This window comes from Vreelandella sp. 162(4c) (assembly GCF_058152265.1).
Window position 1 is genome coordinate 2,797,319 of sequence record NZ_CM176981.1, and the last position, 17,795, is coordinate 2,815,113.

Sequence of the window (17,795 nt, forward strand, 5' to 3'; positions counted from 1 at the left end):
ATGTCACAAGCCCCCGAACCCCGCAAAACGCTCGAGCCTGATCAAGTGGCGTTCTGGCTGGCGCGCCATCCCGATTTTTTCGTCGGCCGGGAAGGGCTTCTGCAGCAACTGCAGGTTCCCCATCCGCATATCGACGGGTCGGTGTCACTGCTCGAGCGCCTGGTGTTAGATCTGCGTAAGCGCGCGGAAACCGCCGAGGGCCGCCTGGAGCACCTGCTGGAAACCGCTCGCCATAACGAGTCCCAGTACCGCCGGCTGCGGGAAACGTTGATAGCCCTGGTGGAAGCGCCGGATCGCGATGCGCTGGCGCAAGCATTGGCCACTCAGCTTAGCGAGCGCTTTGAAACCCCGGCCATGGCGCTGTGGTGTCCGGCCACGTTAAGCGATAGTGAACCGACGCCGCCTCAACCGCCACGGCACGTGCTTGATCAACATGCCAGCACACGGCTGTCGGCGCTGCTGGATGGCCGCACTAGCCGCTGTGTGAAGCTTAGCGTCAGCGACTGGAAGTGCTTGCTGCCCCATGTCAAAGCGCCGCGCAAAGCCGGTTCCTGTGCGATTTCACGGCTCTCGGCGGGTGACCCTTTGGGCTATTTGCTGCTGGCCAGCCCCAGCCCTGACGCCTATCGGGCCAGCATGGATACGCTGTTCACTGAGTACTTGGGTGATATCGTCGCGCGCCTGCTGGTGCGCCTGGGCGACTATGGCTGAAGCTCTTCCAACGGAAATAACGATAGCCAAGCGCGTTGAGGCTTTTTTAGCGGCGCTGGCATACCATGCTAGCCCTGCCACGGTGGCGGCTTATCAGCATGATTTGGCCGCACTGTGTAACTTCACCGAGCGACGCGATGTGACAAATCCTGCAGCGTTAGATACCGCTCTGCTGAGGGCTTTTCTGGGGTCGGAGCGTAGCCGGGGGCTGGCGCCTAGAAGCCTTGCCCGGCGGCGGGCGGCACTTTCCCGCTTCGCCGATTACCTGGTCAAGCAGGGTGTGCTGGTCGATAACCCGGTGGGACTACTGCGTACGCCCAAACAGCCCAGCCACCTGCCGCGCCCGGTGGATGTCGATGCCCTGGCGCGCTTTCTCGATACCCCCCACGATGGCTCGCCGCTGGGCGTGCGAGATCAGGCTATTCTTGAACTGTTTTACTCCAGTGGCCTGCGCTTAGCGGAGCTGGCGGCGCTTGATTTGGGCGATTTGCAGAATAGCCGGGTAAGGGTGATCGGCAAAGGCGGCAAGCCGCGTCAGGTGCCGGTAGGGCGCCGCGCCCAGCAGGCGCTGGCTGAGTGGCTGGGGTGTCGCTCAGTGCTGGCACCCATTGATGAGCAGGCGCTATTTGTGGGCCAACGCGGGCAGCGCTTGGGGCATCGTGCCATTCAAAAGCGCTTAGCTCAGCTGTCGCTTGCCCGTGGCTTGCCCGAACACCTGCACCCGCACCGTTTGCGGCACTCCTTTGCCAGTCACCTGTTGGAGTCGAGCCAGGATCTGCGCGCCGTGCAAGAGCTGTTGGGGCACGCCAATCTATCGACCACGCAAATCTACACCCGGCTTGATTGGCAGCATCTGGCGACCAGCTACGACGCAGCGCACCCTCGTGCTAAACGAGGCTCCAACGACAGTAAGAATAGCCCCAGGAGCAAACCATGACGATGCTGCAGGCCATTACCTTCGATTTGGACGACACCCTATGGGACAACCACGGAGTCATGGCGCGTACCGAAGAGGGCCACTACCGCTGGCTACTGGAGGCACTTGAGGCATGGCGAGCGGCACGCCAGGAAACAGCGCTGGCGTTATCCCACGAAAGCGGCGGGCTGGATTATCTGCAGCGCCGTCAACAGTTGGCCAAAGAGGTGCCCGAACGGCGCGGCGACTTCACTTGGCTACGTTTGCGCTCACTGGAGGCCCAGTTAGAACACGCAGGTCTGCACCGCAGTGCTGCGTTGATGTGGGCAGCAGCAGCGATGAATGAGTTTCACCGCCTGCGCGTGCAGGTCACGCCCCATCCAGAAGCGGCCGGACTGCTGGCTGCCCTGGCAGAGCGCTATCAGTTGGCGGCGATCACCAACGGTAATATTCATCTTAAACGTCAGCCGCTGGCTGGCTACTTTCCGGTGGCCATTGCCGCGGGTGAGTTACTGGCGCCCAAGCCTGATCCGACGCCATTCCTCACCGCGCTGTCGCGCTTAAACGTTTCCCCCGAGTGTGCTATGCACGTGGGCGATTCGTGGCAGGAGGACGTGTTACCTGCCCAGCAGTTGGGCATGCACGCGGTATGGATTTCTGAAACAGAGGATCAACCGCTCCCCACGCGCGTGCATCGTATTGCCCATATTAAAGAGCTGCCCAGCATTCTCGAGAAGTTAGAGGCGCCTCATTCTGGCGGTGTATACAGCCACTGATTGAGCTTCTGGGACAGCGTATCGACGCCGTCGCGCTTGAGTGAAGAGAACAGCTGAACAGAGACGAGGTCTTCCCACTCTTTCAAGCGTGAGCGCACTTTTTGCAACGCAGCGCTGGCAGGGCCTTTTTTCAGTTTGTCGGCTTTGGTGAGCAAAATATGCACCGGCATTCCGCGCTGGTCAGCATAATCGAGCATCATTTGGTCGAACTCGGTGAGCGGGTGGCGCACGTCCATTAGCAGTACTAAGCCGCGTAGACTGAAACGGTTGCGCAGGTACTCGGCTAGGTGCTTTTGCCACTCTAGCTTGACCGCTTCCGGCACCTTGGCGTAGCCGTAGCCGGGTAGGTCGACCAAACGCCGCGACTCGTCGTTCATAACGCTGAAAAAGTTGATCAGCTGGGTGCGCCCCGGTGTGCGCGAGGTGCGCGCTAACGCATTTTGTTGCGTTAATGCGTTGATAGCACTGGATTTGCCCGCGTTTGAACGCCCGGCAAAGGCTACTTCTGCGCCGGTATCGTCCGGGCACAGGGCCAGGGTGGGGGCGCTGATAAGAAAACTTGCCGTCGGGTAGTTCAGCCGAGGGACTGGGCTATCATGGGGGGTAGTCATTGGGTTGATCCTGAAAAACGAACATAAAAGCGGCCTACTCTGCGCACTATCACCTCTCTATCGCTTCGATAAAGTAGAACGCATGATAGCGACTCATGATAGAGAATTGAGAGCAGTACCGCGACGAATTACCCCTAAAGCAGTCCAGCACTTGCATTCCCGCCGCTGGGGTGATTCGTTATAATGCAAGCGGTTTATATCTGCGACCTGGGGCGCTAGTGTACCATCGCGATACGTTGTTGGTATTAGCGAAGGTTGGTATTGGCGGAGCTAACCCTGGTAACTTGTGAAACCTGGGAAGCGCCCAGGGTGCGTACCAGTCAAACATAAAACGGCATAGTGGAATAGCAATGAGAAAGTTACTGGCAAGCCTAGCAATTACCATGGGCGCCGTTGGCATCGCCCACGCTCAAACGGACTATCAAGCTGATGCTGACGCATCCGCTGGCCAGGAAATGGCCCAGACCTGTGCCGCCTGTCATGGGCAACAGGGCATTAGCCCATCGGGCGCTTTCCCTAATCTAGCGGGTCAGCAGATGTCCTATCTGGCGAAACAGATTATGGATATCCGCGACGGCAACCGCATGGTTCCCCAAATGGCCGGCCAAGTGGATGACTTCTCCGACCAGGATGCCTGGGATGTGGCAGCACACTTTGCACGCCAGGATGCCAACTTGGGCCAGACCAGCGACGAAGACGCTGAGTTGCTGGCTCGCGGTGAAGAGCTTTACCGCGCTGGTGATATGTCCAAGGGCATTCCTGCCTGTTCAGCCTGCCATACGCCAACGGGTGTCGGTATCGGCAGCGCCGTTTACCCCGGTCTATCTGGGCAGCACGCTCAGTACACGGTCTCAACGTTGCAGGCATTCGCCTCAGGTGATCGTAACAATAGCCCCAATAACATCATGGGCGACATCGCTTCAAAAATGAGCGACAACGATATGGAAGCAGTGGCTAACTATGTATTGGGTTTGAACTAACGTTTTAACCCTGGGCGTTTAAAACCACACATAGACAGCCTACATACTTCCTTATGCCGTTTGCGGGTTCTCACTAGGCAACGTTCTTGGCAACGTTTGCTAACTGAGGGAACCCGCTAATGTATCCACGGTCTCACCCTTCGCTTACCCATGGAGAAACTTTTACAATGTCTAAAACGCGAGCGATGTTTAAAACGTTAATGGTCGCACTGGCCGGTTTGGGGCTTTCTGCGGCAGTGAGTGCCCAGGAAGTGGTTGAAGGCCAACATTATGAGCTGCTTGAAACGCCGGTAGAAACCCAGGTTGATGACGGGCAAATTGAAGTCACCGAAGTATTTTGGTTTGGCTGCCCGCACTGCTACCGCCTGCAAACGCCGATTAATGAGTGGTACGAGACCCTGGACGATGACGTTAGTGTCGTCAAAATGCCCGCCACCATGGGTGGGGATTGGAATACCCACGCTACAGCATTCTATGCAGCTGAGTCGCTGGGTATCGAAGAGGAGCTACACGCCGACTTCTTTAACGCCATTCATCAGGAAAATCAGTCGCTCACAGAGCCCGATGAGATTGCTGCTTTCTTTGCCAACTATGGCGTCAGCGAAGAAGAGGCCAAGCAAGCGCTGACTGACTTTAGTGTGCGTAGCGAAGTGAATGATGCCAATAACCGTATGCGCAAAATGAAGTTAATGGGTGTGCCTGCCCTGGTGATTGATGGCCGTTTTCTGGTGACGCCGAGCTCAGCCGGTAGCCTGGAAAACATGCCGAAAGTCGCTGAAGCGTTGGTTGAGCAGGTGCGTGAAGAGCGCGCAGAGTAACCGTGTTGCGTGAAGCGAGGGAGCGTGACACAACAGCCATCAATGGCTCACGCTCGACGCTGTTTGAAGATGGGCACTTGCGTTTGCTGACCTTTAATTTGCAGGTGGGCATCCAGACCTCGGCGTACCATCACTATCTTACGCGCAGTTGGCAGCACCTACTGCCCAACCCGCGTCGCCAGAAGCGGCTGGACGTGATGGGCGAAGTGCTGAGCAAGTTTGACGTGGTGGGGCTGCAAGAGGTCGATGGCGGTAGTTTTCGCTCAAGCCGCGTCAATCAGGTGGAGTATCTCGCTGCCCAAGCAGGGTTTCCCCATCATGTTCAGCAGCTCAATCGCAATCTGGGGCACATTGCCCAGCACAGTAACGGTTTACTCTCGCGCTTGGTACCCAGCCAAATAGAAGAGCACCGTTTGCCGGGGGCAATGCCAGGGCGCGGTGCGATTCACGCCCGCTTTGGCGAAGGGCCTGATGCGCTGCATATCTTTGTTGCCCACCTGGCGCTAAGCCACCGCGGCCGGGTGCGTCAGCTCAACTACTTAAGCGATATCATTCAACCACTGCGCCACGTGGTGGTCATGGGGGATCTCAACTGCACCCCTGACCAACTGCACGCTCACGAGCGTTTTAGTGCGTCGCTACCGCTGCACCCGGTTAAACCCCTGTTCAGTTACCCCTCCTGGCAGCCGCGCCATGCGTTGGATCATATTCTGCTTTCGCAATCGTTAGAGGCCGCCGAAGTGCGGGTGCTGGATCATCTCTTCTCTGACCACCTGCCGATTGCTGTCGATTTACCCTTGCCCGAGGCCTGTTTAGCGGCAATTCGTTCAAGCGTTTAATAATAAGCACGCTGTGCACTCCGTGAGCGCTGCATTGTCCGCGTATATGCGCTATTGTCTGGGACGCTGATCCCCTTAGCCGTTTTACGCGAGACACTCCCATGTCGGACACAACACAACTACCTGCTTTTATTGGTGCGCTGGACCGCGCTTCCGAATGGTTCGGGCGTACCCTTGCGTGGCTGATCATCCTTATGATGTTGATTCAGTTCGCGATTGTACTGCTTCGCTATGCCTTCAGTGTGAATAGCATCTTCATGCAAGAACTAGTGATGTATATGCACGCCAGCGTGTTTATGCTCGCTGCCGCCTATACGTTTCGCCACGACGGCCACGTGCGGGTGGATATCTTCTATCGAGGCATGACCCCGCGTCGCCAGGCGTTAATCAATGTGGTGGGCATTATCACGCTATTGATTCCAGTGATGGTCTTTATCATCGCTTCCAGTCTGGGCTACGTGGCCAACTCCTGGCGTATTCTGGAGACCTCCTCCGATTACGGCGGTATTCCGGCAGTCTACGCTCTGAAAACCTTGATACCGTTGTTTGCCGTGCTGATGATCGTGCAAGGCGTGATTGAAATTGTGCGCAATGGCTACGTGATGACCGGGCGGATAACGCCGGGAGCTGCTGGTGGCAATCACCTTGAGGAGCGTGTTTGATGCTGGAATTTATGCCAGTTATTTTATTTGCCGTTATCTGTATTGTGTTGATGTTCGGCTTTCCCGTGGCGCTTTCGCTGGCGGGCACGGCGCTGCTGTTTGCCGGAATGGGACTCGGGTTGGAAGCCATCGGTATCGACGCTAACTTTGATAGTGGCTATCTTGCCGCCTTGCCCAACCGGCTCTACGGCATAATGACCAACCAAACGCTGTTGGCGGTGCCGCTATTTGTCTTGATGGGCGTGTTGCTGGAAAAATCCAAAGTGGCTGAGACGCTGCTGGATGCCATGGCTCTGCTGTTTGGTGCCATGCGCGGTGGCCTGGGTATTTCGGTGACCCTGGTGGGTATGCTGATGGCTGCCTCTACCGGTATTGTGGGGGCCACGGTGGTCACCATGGGGCTGATGTCGCTTCCCACCATGCTAAAGCGTGGCTACAGCACCTCGTTGGCAACCGGCACCATCTGCGCCACCGGCACTCTGGGGCAGATTATTCCGCCTTCCATTGCCTTGGTACTGCTTGGTGATGTGCTGTCATCGGCGTATCAGCAGGCGCAGTTGGATATGGGTATCTTCAGCCCTAAAACGGTCTCCGTGGGCGACCTGTTTATGGGCGCGCTGGTGCCTGGGCTACTTCTGGTCGTGATGTACATGGTCTATGTGGCCCTGGTGGCCTGGTTGCGTCCGCATATGGCGCCTGCTGCCGACCGTGAAGAGTTGATGGCCGAGCTTGGTCATACCTCAGGGATTGGCATGCTACTGCTCAAAGGGCTGGTGCCACCGGTGGTGCTGATTGTGGCGGTACTGGGCTCGATTCTTAGTGGTTTTGCCACGCCGACCGAGGCTTCAGCGGTAGGCGCCTTCGGCGCTTTAGTACTGGCGCTGGCTTATCGTCAGCTCGATTGGGCGACGTTGAAGGACGTGCTGCGTTCGACCACTCACGTGACTACCATGGTGTTTTTGATCCTGATCGGTGCAGCGCTGTTTTCGCTGGTGTTTCGCGCTTACGGCGGCGAACACATGGTGACCGAACTGTTCGAGGGTATGCCTGGTGGGGTGGTCGGCGCGACGATCATCGTTATGCTGGTGATCTTTTTGCTCGGCTTTATTCTCGACTTTATCGAAATCACCTTTGTGGTGGTGCCCATTGTCGGGCCGATCTTGCTTGCCATGGGCCTTGACCCGATTTGGCTGGGCATCATGATCGCGATTAACCTACAAACGTCGTTCTTAACGCCGCCGTTCGGCTTTGCGCTGTTCTATCTGCGTGGCGTAGCGCCGCCATCTGTATCTACCTCGGCTATTTACCGTGGCGTTATCCCGTTTATCCTAATGCAACTGGGTATGTTGCTGATGCTAACGTTCTTCCCGCAGTTGGCAACGTGGCTGCCAGCGCAGTTTGGCTAATAAAGGGTTAGTTGAAAAACATCGCTGCTATCAACGTTAAGAAGTGGCAACCTAATTAATAAGCAGTAAATAGCCATTAATGGCCTGAAGTAAACCGCCTAGTGTTCTACGCTAGGCGGAGTATTCCCTACTCATAATAGTAATAATAGAAAGTAAGAGGGTTATTGTATGAAAGCCAAGACACTCCCTACCGCCATCGCCATGACGACTGCACTTTCCGCCAGTTTGTTGGCAGTCTCTAGCGTTGATAATCACGCCCAGGCGCAAGAGGAAGAATTCCGTTGGAAAATGGTCACCTCCTGGCCGAAAAATTTCCCAGGTGTTGGTCAGGGACCCGAGCGGTTATCCCAGCTGGTCGATGAAATGTCGGATGGCCGCCTGACCATTGAAGTCTTCGGTGCTGGCCAGTTGGTACCGGGGTTTGAGGTGTTTGACGCCGTTTCTGACGGTACCGCTGAGCTAGGCCACTCCGCCTCCTACTACTGGAAAGGCAAAGCGCCTGCTGCGCAGTTCTTTGCTGCCGTGCCGTTTGGCATGAATGCACAAGAGATGAACGCTTGGCTAAGCTATGGCGGCGGTATGGAGTTGTGGAACGAGCTCTACGATGACTTCGGCGTTGACGTCATGGTGGCGGGTGCCTCAGGCGTGCAGATGGGCGGCTGGTACAACAAAGAGATCAATTCGGTTGCCGACCTCGACGGACTGAAAATGCGTATGCCGGGCCTGGGTGGCGAAGTGATGAGCCGCATGGGGGTCGCGATTGTGAATATGCCGGGTGGCGAGATCTTTACTTCGCTGCAATCCGGTGCGATTGACGCAACCGAGTGGATTGGCCCTTACAACGACCTAGCATTTGGCCTGCACCAAGCCGCCGATTATTACTACTATCCAGGCTGGCACGAGCCCACAGTCATGTTTGAGGCAATCGTTAACGAAGAGGCTTTCGCGGAGCTGCCAGCGGATTTGCAGGCGATCCTGCGTACCGCTATTAGCGACATTAACCAGAGCGTACTGGATGAGTACACCGCACGTAACAACGATGCGCTGGAAACCCTGGTGAACGAGCATGATGTTGAGCTACGCCGCATTCCCGATGACGTACTGGCCCAGGCGCGTGAGCACTCTCAAGATGTGGTCGCCGAGCTGGCTGAATCGAGCGAATTAGCTACGCGTATCTATGACTCCTATCAAGCGTTCCAGGAGAAGGTCGAGGATTACCACGCCATCTCCGAGCAGGCGTATTACAACGCCCGCAACCCGGAAGGTGACACCGCGCAATAGTTTGCCGTGCTTGATGCACACTAACGAGCCGCCTTCGGGCGGCTTTTGTGTGTTTGGCATGTACGTTTTCGGCAGCATAAGGCGCGCAGCTTGGGTATCCTAGGAGTACAGTGACGTTTTGCCGTGAAGGAGCCCCATGTCTACCCATTCCCGTCTTCGCAATGTGCTTACCATCGCCGGCTCCGATCCTTCGGGGGGCGCCGGGCTGCAGGGAGATCTAAAAACCTTTTCAGCCCTTGGCGTTTACGGCACCAACGTGATTACCGCGGTGATTGCCCAGAATACCTGCAGGGTGGCCTCGGTGTACCCCGTTTCGCCTCAGGCCATACGCGAGCAGTTGGAACACCTGCTGGATGATGTGGTGATAGACGCGGTTAAAATTGGCATGGTGGCGAGCCGTGAAGTCGCCGAGGTTATTGCTGATGTGCTGCGTCAGCGCCGCCCACGCTGGATTGTGCTCGACCCTGTGATGGTCGCCAAGAGCGGGGATGTTCTGGTCGACGACGCCGGTATTCATGCAGTGCGCGATATTCTCGTGCCGCTAGCCGATGTGATTACCCCCAATCTGCCGGAAGCCGCGGTATTGCTCGACACGCCGTCGCCCACCAGTTTAGACGCCATGGAAGCGATGCTGCCGGGGTTAACGCAATTGGGCGCGCCCTATGTGGTGCTGAAAGGCGGCCATCTGCGCGGGGAAACCTGCCCAGACCTGTTGGCAACCCCCAATGGCCATGAGTGGTTGCCCGCCTCGCGAATCGATACCGACAATTTGCACGGTACCGGCTGTGCGCTCTCCTCAGCGATTGCCGCTTGCTTGGCGAAGCTACCAGTGGATGCCGAAGGGGATGCCCCGGTAGCCGCTATCAGTGATGCCAAGCAGTGGCTGCATGCAGCCCTGGAGGCGAGCGTGCGCTTAAACGTGGGGAAAGGACGCGGTCCGGTGCACCATTTTCACGCTTGGTGGTGATGCTAGCTGTAGCCAGTGGCATTTGGGCAACAGTGCTTGCGAGAATGGACATTGCACACCATGCTAAGGAGTGTTTGCTTAACGGCTTGTAAGGCTGAGCTGCTCAGCCGAGGAGCGTTTCGCCATGCCTCGCACCATTCTGTTTGCCACCGATCTTTCCGCTGATAATCGCGCCGCTTTTGCTCGGGCGTTACGTTTGGCCTATGCCCAGGGTGTTCAGCTAGACGTGCTGCACGTGTTGGATCCTTATCTACCCAGGCGTGTGCTGCTGGATGTCGAGAGCGCGGTAGTGGAAGACATCACTACCATGTTGACGGATCTACGCGAAGACTACGCCCTAGAGGCGCCGAAAACGCTGATCCAGACCGTGACCGGCTCGCCTCACGTTGAAATCGTCCGCGAAGCTCATGAGCGCAACGCCGAGCTGATTGTGCTGGGCATGCATCGCAAGCGCGGGCAAAAAGACCTGCTGGCGGGTACCACGGTAATGCGCGTGCTGCGCAGTGCACCATGCCCTGTGGTGGTCTCTTCTCACCAGCCGACCCAGCCCTGGCAGCATATTTTGGTGCCCATCGATTTTTCACTGACGGCGCGGCATACCTTGAAAGAGGCGCTGATTCGCTTCCCTGAAGCCACGCTGACACTGTTGCACGCCTGGACACTGCCCGGCGAGCGCGAGTTGGGTTCGCAAGCCTATTACGCCCATTGGCGTGAACATGAAGTGCAGCGTCTGCGTGAGCAGTTGAGTAACGAAGTCGATAGCCTGATACGCGAGTTAGAAGGAGTTCCCGATGTGGAGTTGGTGTTAGAACAAGGCGCGCCCTGTGATGTGCTGCAAGCATATATGAAGCGCCACACGCCCGATCTCGTGATGATCGGCAGTCGCGGTCAGCCCCACCACACCAGCCAGCTAACCGAGATGCTCCTGTGTGAACCGCATTGCGATTTAATGCTCTGCCGTGCCTGGTAAGTGGGTGGTGTTAATAATCAGTAGTGAACGGCCAATCATATATATTGTACGGAACCTTTATATGGTGTGTTGGTATGTATAGATATACTGCCATGAGGAGGTTCTATGTCTATATGCTTATTAGGGGCTAGGCGCGCCATACAATGGTCACTGCTGTTAGCTGGCCTATCGCTAACGCCTTGGGCGATGGCCAACAGTGTGACGGAAAAAGGCGAAGTGTTTGAGCGCACGGTAGAGGAGCACGGCCAGCGCTATAGCCTTATTGGTAGTGGCGTGTTTCGCTACATGATCTGGACGGCCTATGCGGGCGCCTACTACCAGGCAGGCGAATCCGAGCCACAGCCGTTGAGTGACGTTCCAAGGCGTTTGGAGCTTGCTTATTTCCATGCCATCGACGCCCCTGACTTCTCTGAAGCCACCACAGAAAGCCTTCAGAAGAGCCTCACCGCCTATGAATTTTCCCAGTTGGAAGCAGAGGTTGAGGCATTTAACCAAAGCTACCAGGACGTCAAGCCGCAAGATCACTATGTGCTAAGTTGGGACGGTGACACGCTGCGCCTGGCGCTAAACGGCGAAACATTATATGAGGGTGGTAACGCAGAGCTGGCTAGCGCCATGTTCGGTATCTGGCTGGGTGAGCGGCCTTTGGGTGAAGATTTTCGCAATGCCCTGCTAGGGAAAAATTAACGAGCGGTCGTTATAATGGCCGTTTGCTAGTGGGGAGAGAGACGTTTTGAAGGCACTCATTCAGCGCGTGAAGCGCGCCAGCGTGGAAGTGGAGGGCGAAATCGTCGGCAGTATCGACCATGGACTGCTGGCGCTGATAGGAGTGGAGAAGCACGATGACGGGACTAGCGTGGAAAAACTGCTGCACAAGCTCCTCCACTACAGGGTATTCAGCGACGCCGAAGGTAAAATGAATCACAACCTGCAGCAGGTGAACGGTGGTCTGCTGCTCGTCTCCCAGTTCACCCTGGCGGCGGATACCCGTAAGGGGCTGCGGCCGGGCTTCTCCAGCGCCGCTCCTTCCGCCCAGGGTGAAGAGCTATTCAACTTGCTGGTTACCCAGACCCGTACTGCCTGGCCGCACGTCGCCACCGGTGAATTTGGCGCCGATATGCAGGTGGCGCTAATTAACGACGGCCCGGTAACGTTTTTGCTGGAAAGCTAGTTGTTTACTTTGCAAATATCCTTCGCTGGAAAGGAGAGTCGTCATTACATCGAATACTCAGCCACCCACTTGCTGGATCGTTGCTGGGCCTAATGGAGCCGGTAAGACGACCTTCGCACTTCATTATCTCCCTCAGGTAGCGCATTGCTCCCGGTTTATCAATGCTGACTTGATTGCTGCAGGTCTCTCTCCGCTGGCGCCAGAGCGGGAGCTACTAACCGCTAGCAGAATTTTCTTGGGCGAAGTCCAACAGGCAATTGAGGAAAGAGATGACTTTGCCTTTGAAACAACACTATCTGGACGAAGCTATATGCGGCTGGTGAAACAACTGCTATCAGAGGGTTGGCGCGTAGAGTTAGTTTATCTAGCCCTACCTTCCGTCGAAATGTCACGTCTACGCGTTGCAGAGCGTGTTTCACATGGCGGCCACGATATTCCTTCGAAAGACATTCAGCGCCGATTTCCGCGAAGTTTGCGCAACCTATTAACGCTATTTGCGCCATGTGTTACTCGCGCTCGTTGTTTTATGAATGATGGCGATATGCCAGAACTTGTCTTTGAGCAGCGTGGAAGCAAACGAGATATAATCAATGATCCGTATTTTCAATTAATCTGTAAGGAGTCAGCGTCATGAGCCAGCTTGCACCCGACACGCAGGAAATGCTCAACAGCCTTCGTGCCGCTGTGACAGAAACATTGGAGCGTAAGCGTCGACTTGGCCAGTACGCGGTTATTTGGAAAGACGGCAAACCTGAGTTGGCAGGTGGTGACGCTCCCGAGAACCAAATAGACATCTCACATCCCCAGGGTTCCTCTACGAGCTAATGATCAGGCATTCCAATTCCACGACGGCCCGGTAACGTTTTTGTTGGAAAGCTAGCCCTATTGTTGAGTATTCGCTTTCCGCTAGCTAGCCGTCTCTTCACTGGCGAGCAGTTCTGCTTCCATTGTCTCCAACGCCTCTTCGGCGCTGAGCCACTGCCGCTCTGATTCATCCAGGCGCGCTTTAATCTCTGCCTGCTGACTCAGCGTCTTGGTCAGTTCGGCTTTGCGGCTGCTGTCAGTGTAGAGCTCAGGGTCTGCCAGCACTTGTTCCACCTTATCAAGCTCGTGCTGGGCCTTCTCCATGGCTTTTTCTGCCTGGTCGCGCTGCTTTTTCAGTGGGCGCAGCTTCTCGCGCAGTTCGGCAGCCGCTTTGCGGGATGCTTTACGCGCTTCTCGGCTGTCGCCGCTAGGCTGCTGGTTCTGGCGCTCGGCTTTTTCACCGCGGGAATCCCGACGGCTCTCTTCCAGGCGCGCTTTAAGCCAAGCCCGGTAATCTTCCAAATCACCATCGAAGGGCTCGACACGGTGATCCGCCACCCGCCAGAACTCATCGACCGTGGCGCGCAGTAAGTGACGGTCGTGGGAGACCAGAATAACCGTGCCTTCGAAGCTTGCCAGCGCTTGGGTCAGCGCCTCGCGCATCTCTAAGTCCAGGTGGTTGGTGGGCTCATCGAGCAGCAGCAGGTTGGGTTTTTGCCAAGCGACGAGGGCCAGCGCCAGGCGGGCTTTCTCACCTCCAGAGTAGTTGGCGACTGTGCCGAAGGCGTCATCGCCCTTAAAGCCAAAGCCGCCCAGGAAGTTGCGGATATCCTGATCGCTGGCGGTGGGCGAGAGGCGCTGGACATGCACAAAGGGCGTCGATGAAACATCCAGGCTCTCAAGCTGATGCTGAGCAAAATACCCAATCGCCAAATGCTCGCCGGGTACGCGCTTGCCGTTAAGCAGCTCAAGCTCCCCGGTGAGCGACTTAATCAGCGTCGATTTACCCGCCCCGTTGGGGCCTAACAGGCCAATGCGGCTACCGGGCAGCAGGGTGACGTTGACCTTGTCTAGTTGAATGTTGTCGTCACTGCCGTCGCCCTTTTTACCGCGATAGCCTAGCTGCGCCTGGTCAAGCACCAGCAGAGGATGCGAGGTTTTATCGGCGGCGGGCAGCGTAAAGTGGAAGGGGGAGTCCACATGGGCGACGGCGATATCTTCCATGCGCTCGAGCATTTTTACCCGGCTTTGTGCCTGCTTGGCCTTGGTCGCCTTGGCTTTAAAGCGGGCGATAAAGCGTTCGATCTCTTCCCGGCGAGCCTGCTGCTTGGCGGCTTCAGCCTGTTGCAGAGCAAGCTTTTCGGCGCGAGTGCGCTCGAATTGGGAGTAATTGCCGCGGTATAGCTCCAGGGTTTGGTGGTGCATATGCACGATGTGATCGCATACGGCATCTAAAAAGTCACGGTCGTGGGAAATCAGCAGCAGGGTGCCAGGATAGCGGGTTAGCCACTGCTCCAACCACAGCAGGGCATCTAGATCCAGGTGGTTGGTAGGCTCATCCAGCAGCAGTAGATCGGAAGGCATAAACAGCGTACGAGCAAGATTGACCCGCATCCGCCAGCCGCCGGAAAACGCCGAGAGCGGGCGGGCGAGGTCAGCCTGGACGAAGCCCAGCCCCACCAGCAATTGCGCCGCACGCGACTCCGCACGGTAGCCATCCAGGGTCTCAATCAAACCGTGCAGTTCGGCTTCGCGGTGGGCTTGCCCGGCTTCCTGGGCGGCCAATAAGTCAGCTTCTGCTTGGCGTAGCGCCAAGTCGCCATCGAGTACATACTCGATAATTGGGCGGTCGAGGGCGTCAACTTCCTGGGCCATATGCGCAATGCGCTGGCCGCCACTCATCTCGACATCGCCCTGGTCGGGCGCAAGCTCGCCGAGCAGCAGTTTGAATAGGCTCGATTTACCGGCGCCGTTTGCCCCGATAATCCCGGCCTTTACCCCGTTATTAAGGGTAATGTCCGCGTTGTCGAGTAGCGTTTGCGTGCCGCGTTGCAAGGCGACTTGGCGCAGTGCGATCATGCCTTCTCCCGAAGAAAGTGGGTCATTTGATGCGAGATTCTATTACGCTTGATTCTACCCGATTGCAGCGCCTACAGCAGACACCGTTATGGGATTTTGCACTGACGCTCTACGCTAGACCCGGCGTTGAAGCGGCCTGCCTGAAGCTTCAAGAGGAGGCCGGGCTGGATGTGTGCGAGATGCTGTTTCATTGCTGGCTCTACTCTTGCGGTCTGGAAGCCGAACCTAGAGCGCTGGCTTACCAGCGTGAGCAGCGTCACCTTTGGCAGTGCCATGTAACGGAGGTATTGCGTGGGTTACGCCAAGACTTAAAAGCCTCAGCGGCAGCAAGCGAGTCCGTAAAAGCGCTGCGCGAGACCATCAAACAGGCCGAACTGATGGCTGAGCGTGAGAACCTTCAACGTTGGCAAGCGTGGGCTTCGGCCTCGCCCAGCGATGAGGAACGTGTGGTTAACGTTGTTGAAATGTCGCTAGATGTAGATAAGTGGCTGCTAAAACAACTGTTTTTAGGAAGGTGTGCCCGTCAAGGCGAGGGGAGTATAAAGGAGCAAAATGAGTGGCTTGATTCGCTACAAACGCTTACTTGCCAGCTTGACCCTCACCAAGGAGCGCGCTAGCCTGAAATTAAGCTGTATTTGAAATACCTAGCGCTATTCGCCCGCTAGAACGCAGTATAGAGCAGCACCATTGCCGGTTGGCGAACACCGGTTAGCGAACAACAGTGTCGTGTTGAGATACGCGAGGCTTATCCAGGTTCTTGCGCACTCGTAAAGCGCGCTTACCACTGCAAGGGGAACACCGCATGAAGGCAAGCAAATTCGTTTCTACACGTTCTGTAACTACAAAGTTAATGACCACGGCAAGTGTGGGTGCACTGCTGTTTGGTCTAAGCGCCGCTGCTCAAGCAGACAACTGGCGCTATGCTCACGAGGAGTATGAAGGCGACGTTCAAGACGTCTTTGCCTATGCTTTTAAAGAGTACATTGAAGATAACTCAGACCACACCGTGCAGGTTTACCGCTTTGGTGAGCTGGGCGAGTCTGATGACATTATGGAGCAGACTCAGAACGGTATTCTGCAGTTTGTAAACCAGTCGCCTGGCTTTACCGGTGCGCTTATTCCGGAAGCGCAAATCTTCTTTATTCCTTACCTGCTACCGACCGACGAAGAGACTGTACTGACGTTCTTCGACGAAAGTAAGGCTATCAACGAGATGTTCCCTGAGCTTTACGCCGAGCAAGGCCTAGAGCTACTGAAGATGTATCCGGAAGGCGAAATGGTCGTGACGACCGACGAGCCGATTAGCTCACCGGAAGATATGGATAATAAGAAAATCCGTACCATGACCAACCCGCTGTTGTCGGAGACCTACGACGCCTTTGGTGCAACGCCGACGCCGTTGCCTTGGGGTGAAGTCTACGGTGGTCTGCAGACCGGCATCATTGATGGTCAAGAGAACCCGATTTTCTGGATTGAGTCTGGCGGTTTGTACGAAGTGTCTCCGCACCTGACGTTTACCGGTCACGGCTGGTTCACTACTGCGATGATGGCCAACCAGGACTTCTACGAAGGTTTGTCTGAAGAAGATCAAACGTTGGTGAATGAAGCCTCTGAAGCTGCCTATGACCACACTATCGAGCATATCAAAGGCTTGGCTGAAGAATCATTAGCGAAAATTCAGGAAGCATCTGATGAAGTGACGGTGACACGTCTCGACGAAGAGCAAATTCAAGCTTTCCGTGAGCGTGCCCCGCAGGTTGAAGAAGCCTTCCTGGAAATGACCGGTGAAGGTGGTCAAGAGCTGCTCGAGCAGTTTAAAGCTGACCTTGAAGCCGTAACAAACGAGTAATCATCCTTAAAGCCGCATTGGCGAACGGTTGATTGATCAAGGGGCAGCAAAGGCTGCCCCTTTTTGTTTTGCGGCGGTTAGGCGGGGGCTACTCGGGCTGGGGTTTGACATCGTTACCGTTGGGTTACGTACATCTAGCGTTGAATCATCGGCGGCCGCAAGCCGTTACGCTTTAGTTAACTCCTCGCCTTGCACGAGGTAAGACTTGTCTAGCAGCTCTGGTTTAGGCAAGTTGGGAAATAGGCGGGTTTTGACGAGATAGCTTGGATTGAGATAGCTCTGGAATAACGCTGTGTTTATTGTGCCTACGGCACGTAACTGTTGCCGTTAGAGCCGTTCAAAAGGAGTCCGGCCATGACCGATGACGAGATGGAAAAGAGTTACCGTTCCGGCTTGCCGGGGGTACTAGGCGTGATCGACACTGCAATTAGCAAAATAGAAGCCGTGATTCTCGCGATGGGTGTTTTGCTAATGGCGCTGAATACGGTCACCAACGTGGTTGCCCGCTTTGTATTTGGCAACAGCATCATGTTCTCCGGTGAGCTAAACCGCATTTTGATCATCATGATTACCTTTGCGGGTATTGGCTATGCAGCCCGTCATGGTCGTCATATTCGCATGTCGGCTATCTATGATGCGCTGCCGGTAGGTGGGCGCAGAGCGCTAATGATCTGCATCGCGCTGTTCACATCGCTAGTGATGTTTTTCCTGCTCTACTATTCGATCGTTTATATCCTGGATCTGCATAGCAAAGGCAGGGTGTTGCCCTCCTTGGGCTTGCCGGTGTGGATCATTTACCTATGGGTGCCGATGGGCTTTTTAATCACCGGTATTCAATACTTGCTGACCGCGGTTAAAAACTTCACGTCCCACGATGTCTATCTCTCGACGGGCGTGGTGGATGGATATAAAGACACCGAAACAGAAGTCTAACGCGGGGCATTGCACCCTAGGG

20 protein-coding genes are annotated in these 17,795 nt (G+C 55.9%); 18 read left to right on the top strand and 2 right to left on the bottom strand.

The window, feature by feature from the left end:
• The 3 genes from AC4EYZ_RS12885 to AC4EYZ_RS12895 are packed head-to-tail and all read left to right on the top strand — an operon-like array spanning nucleotide 1 to nucleotide 2,403.
• On the top strand, nucleotides 1-711 hold the full coding sequence (locus tag AC4EYZ_RS12885) for a DUF484 family protein (RefSeq protein ID WP_027957991.1): 711 nt from the start codon (nucleotides 1-3) through the stop codon (nucleotides 709-711).
• Nucleotides 704-1,648 carry a tyrosine recombinase XerC gene (locus tag AC4EYZ_RS12890; RefSeq protein ID WP_474192362.1) on the top strand — a complete coding sequence of 315 codons (945 nt, stop codon included), beginning with the start codon at nucleotides 704-706 and terminating at the stop codon, nucleotides 1,646-1,648. The genes AC4EYZ_RS12885 and AC4EYZ_RS12890 overlap by 8 nt, the downstream gene beginning before the upstream one ends.
• Complete coding sequence (locus AC4EYZ_RS12895; RefSeq protein WP_041157314.1) at nucleotides 1,645-2,403, top strand: HAD family hydrolase; 759 nt, start codon at nucleotides 1,645-1,647, stop codon at nucleotides 2,401-2,403. The genes AC4EYZ_RS12890 and AC4EYZ_RS12895 overlap by 4 nt, the downstream gene beginning before the upstream one ends.
• Here the strand turns inward: AC4EYZ_RS12895 and yihA are convergent.
• The gene (gene yihA, locus AC4EYZ_RS12900; protein ID WP_009286228.1) at nucleotides 2,376-3,014 is read right to left on the bottom strand and encodes a ribosome biogenesis GTP-binding protein YihA/YsxC; all 639 of its coding nucleotides are present in this window, start codon (nucleotides 3,012-3,014) and stop codon (nucleotides 2,376-2,378) included. The two genes, AC4EYZ_RS12895 and yihA, sit on opposite strands and share 28 nt — an antisense overlap.
• 350 nt (nucleotides 3,015-3,364) lie before the next feature.
• Here yihA and AC4EYZ_RS12905 point away from each other — a divergent pair, with 350 nt between their 5' ends.
• From AC4EYZ_RS12905 to AC4EYZ_RS12960, 12 genes are all read left to right on the top strand, one after another.
• Nucleotides 3,365-3,994: a c-type cytochrome gene (locus AC4EYZ_RS12905; protein WP_022521226.1), complete on the top strand. Its 630-nt coding sequence runs from the start codon at nucleotides 3,365-3,367 to the stop codon at nucleotides 3,992-3,994.
• Between the two features lie 185 nt (nucleotides 3,995-4,179).
• Complete coding sequence (locus AC4EYZ_RS12910; RefSeq protein ID WP_027957988.1) at nucleotides 4,180-4,812, top strand: thiol:disulfide interchange protein DsbA/DsbL; 633 nt, start codon at nucleotides 4,180-4,182, stop codon at nucleotides 4,810-4,812.
• Between the two features lie 5 nt (nucleotides 4,813-4,817).
• A complete protein-coding gene (locus AC4EYZ_RS12915; RefSeq protein WP_089691363.1) occupies nucleotides 4,818-5,651 on the top strand; it encodes an endonuclease/exonuclease/phosphatase family protein in 834 nt (277 codons plus the stop codon).
• A 101-nt stretch (nucleotides 5,652-5,752) separates the two neighbouring features.
• Nucleotides 5,753-6,313 carry a TRAP transporter small permease subunit gene (locus AC4EYZ_RS12920; protein ID WP_009286227.1) on the top strand — a complete coding sequence of 187 codons (561 nt, stop codon included), beginning with the start codon at nucleotides 5,753-5,755 and terminating at the stop codon, nucleotides 6,311-6,313.
• Nucleotides 6,313-7,719 carry a TRAP transporter large permease gene (locus tag AC4EYZ_RS12925; RefSeq protein ID WP_022521229.1) on the top strand — a complete coding sequence of 469 codons (1,407 nt, stop codon included), beginning with the start codon at nucleotides 6,313-6,315 and terminating at the stop codon, nucleotides 7,717-7,719. The genes AC4EYZ_RS12920 and AC4EYZ_RS12925 overlap by 1 nt, the downstream gene beginning before the upstream one ends.
• 168 nt (nucleotides 7,720-7,887) lie before the next feature.
• Complete coding sequence (locus AC4EYZ_RS12930) at nucleotides 7,888-9,000, top strand: TRAP transporter substrate-binding protein (RefSeq protein WP_009286225.1); 1,113 nt, start codon at nucleotides 7,888-7,890, stop codon at nucleotides 8,998-9,000.
• A gap of 136 nt (nucleotides 9,001-9,136) precedes the next feature.
• Nucleotides 9,137-9,967, top strand: a complete 831-nt coding sequence (gene thiD, locus AC4EYZ_RS12935; protein WP_009286224.1) for a bifunctional hydroxymethylpyrimidine kinase/phosphomethylpyrimidine kinase — start codon at nucleotides 9,137-9,139, stop codon at nucleotides 9,965-9,967.
• Nucleotides 9,968-10,091: 124 nt separating this feature from the next.
• Nucleotides 10,092-10,937 (top strand): universal stress protein, encoded by an 846-nt coding sequence (locus AC4EYZ_RS12940; RefSeq protein ID WP_022521246.1) that lies wholly within the window; start codon nucleotides 10,092-10,094, stop codon nucleotides 10,935-10,937.
• A 105-nt stretch (nucleotides 10,938-11,042) separates the two neighbouring features.
• A complete protein-coding gene (locus tag AC4EYZ_RS12945) occupies nucleotides 11,043-11,624 on the top strand; it encodes a chalcone isomerase family protein (protein ID WP_009286223.1) in 582 nt (193 codons plus the stop codon).
• A 46-nt stretch (nucleotides 11,625-11,670) separates the two neighbouring features.
• Nucleotides 11,671-12,108: a D-aminoacyl-tRNA deacylase gene (gene dtd / locus AC4EYZ_RS12950; protein ID WP_022521247.1), complete on the top strand. Its 438-nt coding sequence runs from the start codon at nucleotides 11,671-11,673 to the stop codon at nucleotides 12,106-12,108.
• 76 nt (nucleotides 12,109-12,184) lie between these two features.
• Nucleotides 12,185-12,742, top strand: coding sequence for an ATPase (locus tag AC4EYZ_RS12955; protein ID WP_328796898.1), 558 nt, complete (start codon nucleotides 12,185-12,187; stop codon nucleotides 12,740-12,742).
• Entirely contained in the window at nucleotides 12,739-12,933 is a 195-nt protein-coding gene (locus AC4EYZ_RS12960; protein WP_022521249.1) for a hypothetical protein, read from the top strand. Before AC4EYZ_RS12955 ends, AC4EYZ_RS12960 begins: the two co-directional genes overlap by 4 nt.
• Before the next feature lie 81 nt (nucleotides 12,934-13,014).
• Here AC4EYZ_RS12960 and AC4EYZ_RS12965 read toward each other — a convergent pair whose 3' ends face one another.
• The gene (locus AC4EYZ_RS12965; RefSeq protein ID WP_022521250.1) at nucleotides 13,015-14,991 is read right to left on the bottom strand and encodes an ATP-binding cassette domain-containing protein; all 1,977 of its coding nucleotides are present in this window, start codon (nucleotides 14,989-14,991) and stop codon (nucleotides 13,015-13,017) included.
• Between the two features lie 29 nt (nucleotides 14,992-15,020).
• Here AC4EYZ_RS12965 and AC4EYZ_RS12970 point away from each other — a divergent pair, with 29 nt between their 5' ends.
• From AC4EYZ_RS12970 to AC4EYZ_RS12980, 3 genes are all read left to right on the top strand, one after another.
• Nucleotides 15,021-15,608 carry a TIGR02444 family protein gene (locus AC4EYZ_RS12970; RefSeq protein ID WP_022521251.1) on the top strand — a complete coding sequence of 196 codons (588 nt, stop codon included), beginning with the start codon at nucleotides 15,021-15,023 and terminating at the stop codon, nucleotides 15,606-15,608.
• Nucleotides 15,609-15,793: 185 nt separating this feature from the next.
• Entirely contained in the window at nucleotides 15,794-16,840 is a 1,047-nt protein-coding gene (locus AC4EYZ_RS12975) for a TRAP transporter substrate-binding protein (RefSeq protein WP_027957982.1), read from the top strand.
• 354 nt (nucleotides 16,841-17,194) lie between these two features.
• Entirely contained in the window at nucleotides 17,195-17,773 is a 579-nt protein-coding gene (locus AC4EYZ_RS12980) for a TRAP transporter small permease (RefSeq protein ID WP_022521254.1), read from the top strand.
• Nucleotides 17,774-17,795 lie beyond the last annotated feature (22 nt).

Bases quoted from the DNA above. Each gene is read 5' to 3' on its own strand.
- AC4EYZ_RS12965 (WP_022521250.1), bottom strand. From the start codon at position 14,991: ATGATCGCACTGCGCCAAGTCGCCTTGCAACGCGGCACGCAAACGCTA.
- AC4EYZ_RS12890 (WP_474192362.1), top strand. From the start codon at position 704: ATGGCTGAAGCTCTTCCAACGGAAATAACGATAGCCAAGCGCGTTGAG.
- AC4EYZ_RS12885 (WP_027957991.1), top strand. From the start codon at position 1: ATGTCACAAGCCCCCGAACCCCGCAAAACGCTCGAGCCTGATCAAGTG.
- AC4EYZ_RS12920 (WP_009286227.1), top strand. From the start codon at position 5,753: ATGTCGGACACAACACAACTACCTGCTTTTATTGGTGCGCTGGACCGC.
- AC4EYZ_RS12960 (WP_022521249.1), top strand. From the start codon at position 12,739: ATGAGCCAGCTTGCACCCGACACGCAGGAAATGCTCAACAGCCTTCGT.
- yihA (WP_009286228.1), bottom strand. From the start codon at position 3,014: ATGACTACCCCCCATGATAGCCCAGTCCCTCGGCTGAACTACCCGACG.
- AC4EYZ_RS12930 (WP_009286225.1), top strand. From the start codon at position 7,888: ATGAAAGCCAAGACACTCCCTACCGCCATCGCCATGACGACTGCACTT.
- AC4EYZ_RS12925 (WP_022521229.1), top strand. From the start codon at position 6,313: ATGCTGGAATTTATGCCAGTTATTTTATTTGCCGTTATCTGTATTGTG.
- AC4EYZ_RS12940 (WP_022521246.1), top strand. From the start codon at position 10,092: ATGCCTCGCACCATTCTGTTTGCCACCGATCTTTCCGCTGATAATCGC.
- AC4EYZ_RS12975 (WP_027957982.1), top strand. From the start codon at position 15,794: ATGAAGGCAAGCAAATTCGTTTCTACACGTTCTGTAACTACAAAGTTA.
- AC4EYZ_RS12970 (WP_022521251.1), top strand. From the start codon at position 15,021: ATGCGAGATTCTATTACGCTTGATTCTACCCGATTGCAGCGCCTACAG.
- AC4EYZ_RS12945 (WP_009286223.1), top strand. From the start codon at position 11,043: ATGTCTATATGCTTATTAGGGGCTAGGCGCGCCATACAATGGTCACTG.
- AC4EYZ_RS12910 (WP_027957988.1), top strand. From the start codon at position 4,180: ATGTTTAAAACGTTAATGGTCGCACTGGCCGGTTTGGGGCTTTCTGCG.
- AC4EYZ_RS12905 (WP_022521226.1), top strand. From the start codon at position 3,365: ATGAGAAAGTTACTGGCAAGCCTAGCAATTACCATGGGCGCCGTTGGC.
- thiD (WP_009286224.1), top strand. From the start codon at position 9,137: ATGTCTACCCATTCCCGTCTTCGCAATGTGCTTACCATCGCCGGCTCC.
- AC4EYZ_RS12895 (WP_041157314.1), top strand. From the start codon at position 1,645: ATGACGATGCTGCAGGCCATTACCTTCGATTTGGACGACACCCTATGG.
- AC4EYZ_RS12980 (WP_022521254.1), top strand. From the start codon at position 17,195: ATGACCGATGACGAGATGGAAAAGAGTTACCGTTCCGGCTTGCCGGGG.